Origin of the sequence: Paraburkholderia sp. RCC_158, assembly GCF_041355255.1 — a bacterium.
Classification (GTDB): domain Bacteria; phylum Pseudomonadota; class Gammaproteobacteria; order Burkholderiales; family Burkholderiaceae; genus Paraburkholderia; species Paraburkholderia graminis.
Genome location: NZ_JBFUPM010000006.1, coordinates 374,621 through 381,179, shown reverse-complemented (window position 1 = coordinate 381,179; position 6,559 = coordinate 374,621). Strand labels below are relative to the sequence as shown.

Annotated in this window: 6 protein-coding genes; all 6 read right to left on the bottom strand. The window is 66.1% G+C overall.

All coding sequences use genetic code 11. From position 1 onward, the window contains the following. Window positions 1-195: 195 nt before the first annotated feature. Window positions 196-1,932 carry a hypothetical protein gene (locus AB6809_RS15480; RefSeq protein WP_029966180.1) on the bottom strand — a complete coding sequence of 579 codons (1,737 nt, stop codon included), beginning with the start codon at window positions 1,930-1,932 and terminating at the stop codon, window positions 196-198. Window positions 1,933-2,285: 353 nt separating this feature from the next. Next, window positions 2,286-3,434, bottom strand: coding sequence for a DUF1501 domain-containing protein (locus AB6809_RS15475; protein WP_029966181.1), 1,149 nt, complete (start codon window positions 3,432-3,434; stop codon window positions 2,286-2,288). Window positions 3,435-3,439: 5 nt separating this feature from the next. Next, window positions 3,440-4,948: a DUF1800 family protein gene (locus AB6809_RS15470; RefSeq protein ID WP_029966182.1), complete on the bottom strand. Its 1,509-nt coding sequence runs from the start codon at window positions 4,946-4,948 to the stop codon at window positions 3,440-3,442. 73 nt (window positions 4,949-5,021) lie between these two features. After that, complete coding sequence (locus AB6809_RS15465) at window positions 5,022-5,543, bottom strand: periplasmic heavy metal sensor (RefSeq protein ID WP_029966184.1); 522 nt, start codon at window positions 5,541-5,543, stop codon at window positions 5,022-5,024. Beyond that, window positions 5,540-5,965, bottom strand: coding sequence for a hypothetical protein (locus tag AB6809_RS15460; protein ID WP_029966186.1), 426 nt, complete (start codon window positions 5,963-5,965; stop codon window positions 5,540-5,542). Before AB6809_RS15460 ends, AB6809_RS15465 begins: the two co-directional genes overlap by 4 nt. Beyond that, window positions 5,962-6,522 carry an RNA polymerase sigma factor gene (locus AB6809_RS15455; protein ID WP_006049411.1) on the bottom strand — a complete coding sequence of 187 codons (561 nt, stop codon included), beginning with the start codon at window positions 6,520-6,522 and terminating at the stop codon, window positions 5,962-5,964. Before AB6809_RS15455 ends, AB6809_RS15460 begins: the two co-directional genes overlap by 4 nt. Between the last annotated feature and the right edge of the window lie 37 nt (window positions 6,523-6,559).

Below are 6,559 nucleotides of genomic sequence, written 5' to 3'. Positions count from 1 at the left end.
GCCAACGAAACAATGAAGAGGTTAACAGAGCATGATTCGGGTTAACAGCCCCTTCGACTCATTTTGTTAGGGTTTCTAAGGCCTCACGCTACGTCAGGGTCAAGCGGTGTGTCTAGTGGGCGCGGGGCCGTCGATAGAAAAAGGGGAATGCGCCGCCATGCAATTGCGGCGCGTTGGCATCGTTCGGCGTCGCGCTCAATTGTCCGGATGACTCGCGACGGCGCTCACGAACGCGCTGTACGTCTGATTGACCACCACGCCGTCGATCATTACGCCATACGTGGTGTTGCCGCTATCGAGCTCGTAGTACATCGTCGACTGGATGTTCTTTGTCTTTCTCGCCTGATAGTAGCTCGCGTAGCGTGTGCTGATGTAATCCGCCCGATAGGCCACCGTCTTTTCGGGTCCGGTATTCCACTCGGTCAGCAAAAACGGCTTGCCGTAACGCGCTTTGCAGTAAGTCGGCAGATCGAAGCCGGGCCCCGAACCGTCCGAACCGATGTCGAAGATGTCGCCGTAGATCTCGTAGTTGTGCCACGTCGTCATGTCCCAGCGCACGGTCGGGTAGCCGCTCGTGCCGTCCGGTTGCGTGCCGTCCCACAATGCGTCGGCGGCGCCGACGTCCGCGACGCAGAAGTTGATCCCGCATTTCGCCGCGGGCTGCGCGGACTTCACGCCATCCATCATGCCGCGCATCAGGCCGCGCATGATCGGCCAGTTCGCGTTGCTGAAGTCGACGGCCTTCGTCCCGGCATTGGTCGAGTCGAGAATGATCGCGGGATCGCGAGTCAATTCGTTGCCGCACTCGTACATGACCACGCCGTATGGCGCGAGCGCGCCGGCGACTGTCACGCCGCACGAATGCCCCCGCGCGTAAGCCGCCGATTCGCTCGCGAGCAGCGCGCCGTTGGCGTCGCGCATGCCGATCTGGATCACCACGAACAGCGTGAGCCCCGCCGCCTGGAAAGCCTGCGCGAGTCTGACGACGGCTGTGAGTTCGGTGGGGTCGTCGGTGACGCCGACGCGATATGTCGAGCAGCCCATGTTCTGCATGATCGACACGACCTGCGCGGGCGTGTAGCGATAGTCGTAGTGTCCGTTGATGCCATGGAACATGCCGCTAGCGGCCGCCACCGGAATACGCGGATCGGCGCACGGCAGCCATTGGTCGATGTCGTTGCACACGTAGAACTGCCCGCCCGCTGCGCGGCACCACAGCTTGCCGCCGTACCACAGCAGCAGCGACACATTCGAGCTCACGCCGACCGCGGCGTTGTTGCGCAGAACGACGCCGTTCGCGACGGTCCAGATTGCGCCTACTCTATCGATGATGCGCGACGCGCCAGGAATCGTCGTGCCGTCGAGCGACGTGCCGCCGAGGCGCGGATCGGCGCACGCGTACCACGCCGAGCCGCTCCAGCCGTAGAACTGCCCGCCCGTGCCCTGGTGATAGATCACGCCGCCGGACCACAGCAGCAAGGACACGCTGAACGTGTTGCCGGCCTTCGCGCCGTTGCGGTAGACCGATCCGCCGACGACGGTCCACACCGCCGCCTGATTGTCGATGACCGATGCCGCGGGCGGAATCGCCGTGCCATCCGCCGACGCGAGCGCGGACCCGGATGCGTCGTTATTCGACGTATTTGACGTATTCGACGCTCCGTTGTTGCCCTTCGATCCGCTCGACGTTGCGTTGCTCTGCGTGGCCCCGGTGCTGCCGGTCGCCGAGGTCGTGCCTGTGGTCCCTGTGGTGCCTGTAGTGCTTGTGGTTCCCGACGCCGCGCTCGTTGAACTGGACGTCGCGCTGGTCGTCACGCCCGCGCTCGTCCCCTTGCCGTCGCCGTCGCCGCCGCCACCGCCGCCGCATGCGCTCAGCACATAACTGCCGCTGACAGCCGTCAGCAGGCCGAGAAACTCACGTCGTTTAACCATGGCAAGACAATCCAACGCCGGGGAGGCCCGGACAAAAATCGGTGAAATCAGAGGTGGTTGCGGATGGGGAAAACAGCGCTGCCTTTATTCGTTCGCCATCCTGATCAATCGGCGTTGGGTGCCGGCGAGGCGATCGTCACGAATAATGGGGCGCGGTCAATTTTCCCGCCGGCTGCTCACTGCAACCCATGCCTGGATGTCGGCAGGAAACGGCCGCTTGCGTAGGGCTCACGCGAAAAAAATTTGAATCTCGCGTGAGCGCCCGCTGCGTGGGAACGATCTGCTTGCCGCAGATGTGAGGGGAAGGAGAGACAAGGAGGCGCTCCGGCCGACACGCAGCCGGAGCGCAACGGTTACGCTCGAACGATACCGCTGAACGGCTTCACCGCAGCCGTGTGGCCGAACAGCGCGCGCGCCGTGTGATGCGGATCGATACCGAGTGCTTCGCTCGCGGCACCGGCGATCAGCGCATCGAGCGATGCGGTCGGCTTGAGGTCGCGAGCCTCATAGAGGTCGCGAGGCGCGAGGCCGGGCCAGTCCGCGACGACACGGCCGCCCGCCACCGCGCCGCCCAGCACCATCGCCACCGAGCCCGTGCCGTGGTCGGTGCCTTCGGTGCCGTTCGCAGCCGCGGTCCTGCCGAACTCGGTCGCCACCAGCACGGTGGTTTTGCTCCACGCAGGACCCATGCCGTCGCGCAATGCCGCGAGCATCGTGTCGAGCGCTTTCAACTGATTGGCAAGACGCGCATTCTGCGCGCTATGCGTGTCCCAGCCGCCGGTCTCGATCATCGCGATGCGCGGACCGTCGTCGCGTGCGAGAAATCCGGCCGCCAGTTTGCCGAGGCTCGCGGGGTCCTGGCGCGCGCCGGCGTCGCCAGCGAGACCGCGTGCCGTCATCGCGGATTCCCACAAGGGGCGCAACTGCGCGTCGTCGTCGTAGAGTTGCGAGACGCGCATCAGCAGATCGTCGGGCGCCGGCGGCAACGCGGACGGCGCGTACGATGTGACGGCCGCCGTGCCACGCAGCGCCATTGGCACGGTGGGCGCAAAGGCGATTGCCGTCTCGCGCGCGGCGGGCAGCAGCGCGGCGAGCCGGTTCAGCCAGCCGTCCTTCACCTGATACGGCGACGCGCTGCCGGTTTCGAGCACGTTCTGTCCGTCGAAATGCGAGCGGTCGCGATACGGCGACGCCACCGCGTGCACGAACAGCGCCTGACGGTCCACGTACATCGCGGCCATCTGCGTGAGCGCGGGATGCAGCGCAAAGCTGCCGTCGAGCCGGTGAGCGCTCGACGGATCGATTGCGAGCGCGCCGCGCAACTTCGCATAGGCAGGTTCGGCGTAGGGCACGACGATGTTCAGGCCATCGGCCGCGCCGCGCTGAATCACGAACACGAAACGGCGCTCGCTGACCACATTCGCAAACGCGATGCGCGGCGACACGAGAATCGCGCCCGCGCCCGCAGCGGCGACTCGCAGAAATTGACGGCGTGAGGACATGACGTTCATCTCCGTTGAAAGTCCGGTGAGACCAGCAAAAGCGCAATTGCAGTGGATGCGCTTTCGGCGCGCGCGATCGCCACCGCGCTCGGCGCGCCCAGCGATCCGGCGAGCAGCGCCTGGCCGAGCGAGCGCGCGTCGAGCCGGTCGCCGACGCGCGCCGCGAAGCGCTGTGCGACCTCGACGCGGCGCACGAGCGCATCGGGCGCGGCCCAGCTTGCGGCGACGTCGTCGTAACCGGCGGGCGAACCCGGACGCCATACCGGTTGACCAAGCTGCGTCAACAGAGGCGCGGCCTGCAGATTGCCGAGGTCTTGCCAACCGAGCCCGCGCATCGACGAAATCGCCCATTCCCACGGCGTCTTGAACTTCACCGCGACGGGCGACCAGGCTTCGTGCATGTCGATCAATGTGCGGTACAGCGTCGGCAGATCGCCGCCGCTCGTCATGAACGCGCTCGCCAGCTTGCCGCTCGCCGCCGCGGGCGGAGTATCGGCGATGAAATGACGGGCCAGCTTGGCGCCGATGTGTTGCGCGGTCGCAGGCGCAGTCGCGAGATCATGCAGAATCGCGAGCGCCTGGTCCTCGCCGCGCTGATCGTAGCGACGTCCCATGACGGTTCGCGCGCCGGGCTCGTGCAGCGCTTCGCGAAACACGAAGGTGCCGGGCGCGGCGGCAGTCGGCATGGACTGCGCGGGCGGTTTGCCCTGCATGCCGGCGTTGGCAGGATCGGTCGCCACACTCCAGCCCGTCAACGCGCGAGCAAATTCAGTAACGTCGTCCTGGCTATAGCCGCTGCGCGCGCCGAGCGTATGCAACTCCATGATTTCGCGCGCAAGGTTTTCATTGAGGCCACGCTTGCGCTCGGGATTGCGCGCCGCCGCACGCAGCGCCGCCGTGCTGTCGGGCCCGACCGAACGCGTCTGGTCGAGGAACACCTGCATCGCAGGATGACGCTCGACCGCCACCAGCATGTCCTCGAAACGGCCGAGCACGTGCGGGCGAATCGCCTCCGCTTCGAACGAACCGGCGAGCGCGGCCACAGCGGGTTTTTCCGTCGATACCGCGAAATGGTTCGCCCAGAAATGAACTAGCCGCTCGATGAAAGGCGTCTGCGTGGTCAATGCGCTGAGCACGCGCGCATTCACCGAAGCGCGATACGTGTCCCGTATTTCGACATGCATCGCTTTCCGTTCGGCTTCCTGATCTTTTTTCACCGGGCTTTCCGACGCCGCTTGCTGGCCGCCTTGCGCGTTGCTTTGTTGCGGCGTGTTCCCATCGCCAGGCTTGCGCTGCCGTTGCTGACGCAACTGCATGCGCTGCTGTTCCAGTTCGCTCGACAAGTCGATCGAATCCGGCTGATCGGCCCAGGCAGCAGGCCTCGGCTCATAGTGCTCGAATTGCGCGAGCAGCCACGCCTTCGGGTCGGCGGGCGCTGGGTCGTCGGGGCGCGCGCCGAGGCCGAAACGGTTCAGCGCGATCGCAGCAGTCGTCAGGTTGGATGAGGCAGTCATACCGCCCTCTCAGGCATTGAATAGTGCTTGAACGTTGCGCACGCATGCAATCCGTCGCCGCTCGCAAACATTTTTATTCGCTCGACGCGGCAGCCGACGATGCAGCGCTCGCCGGACCGGCGCCCTTCGCGCTTGTTTGCGGCTCGCGCCACTGTCCGCGCAAGCGCAGGCTGTCGGCGAACTCCACGCGCTCTTGCGGCGACAACGTCGCGGCGAAATCCGCGACACTGCTTTCCACTTTCGCACGCAGGCCGCTGTCGGCCTCGCGCGTGCGAGCCAACGCAGCGTCGAGCGCCGCACGATCCAGTTGCGGCGCGGCGAGCAGACGCAATACCTCGCGACGCGCTTCGCGCGCCTCGCGCGCAAGCTGCCGGCCGTCGCGGCGTCCATTCCTCAGGCTCTCGGCGAACGCCTTCTGCCGCTCCGCCGACAGCGTCTGTGCGGCAAAACGCAACGCCCGCTGCGGCGCGGCGAGCGGCGCCGCAGCATCGCGCGCCGCATACCATCGATAAGCGCCGCCCGCGATCGCGCCGAGCAAAAACACATTGAGGACGAGCGACACTACGAGCACGACTTTCCATGACCGGCTGTTCATTCGCCGCTCCAGTCGGCGGACGATCCACCGAAACTCGACGTGAGATAAGAGGATTCATGCACAGGCGGCACCGCTTCCGTCAACACGAAAAACGACACCGCCAACGCGCCGGCCACGCCACCGAGCAGGCCGACACCGACCGCAGCGCCCGACCACCACCACGCGCGCCGCTGTGGTGTCGCCCGCCGCGCGGGCCGCGCGGGCGCGCTTGCAACGATGCGCTGCTGCAATGAAGTGTCCGGCGGCGCGAGCCGATCCGTCGCGAGCCACGCATCAAGCCCGGCGGCTTCGTCAAGCCATGCTTGCGCCTGCTGACGATGCAAACCCGCCCACGCCTGCGCCGCGGCTCGCTCCTGCGGCGGCCAACGCTGTGGATCGGCGCCATAGGCTTCGACGATCTGATGAAATCTTTCGGGCGTCATGACTTGTCCTTGCTAAGGCCGCTGCCGGCCAGTTGAGCGCGCAGATTGCGGCGTGCGCGAGCGAGCAGGCTTTCCAGCGCATCGACGGTGATGCCCATCAGCGCGGCCGCGTCGATGTTCGACATCTCCTGGTAATAGCAGAGCACCAGCGCCTCGCGTTGCCGCACCGGCAGTGCGGCGAGTGCTTCGCGCACGCGCTCGTCGCGAGCCCGCGCTTCGAGCCGCACGTCGGGCAGCGCGGCGGGATCGATCTCGTCGGGCAGTTCGTCGCGTACTTCTTCACGCCGGCCGCGCAGCCGGTCATAGCAAAGATTCAGCGCCACGCGATGAATCCACGTGTCGAATTTCGCCTCGCCTTCGCGCCAACGCGTCGCGTGTTTCCAGATTCGCACGAACACTTCCTGCGCGACGTCTTCCGCTTCCATGCGGTCGCCCAGCATGCGCATGGCCAACGCGAGCAGACGCGGCAGCTTGCGTGCGACGAGCGTGCGCACGGCGGCCGCATCGTGGCGGCCGACCTGCTCGAGCAACTCCGCGTCGGGGTCGCGTTCACTCAAGACGCGGCGCTCCCGGCATACATGCGATGCAATTCAC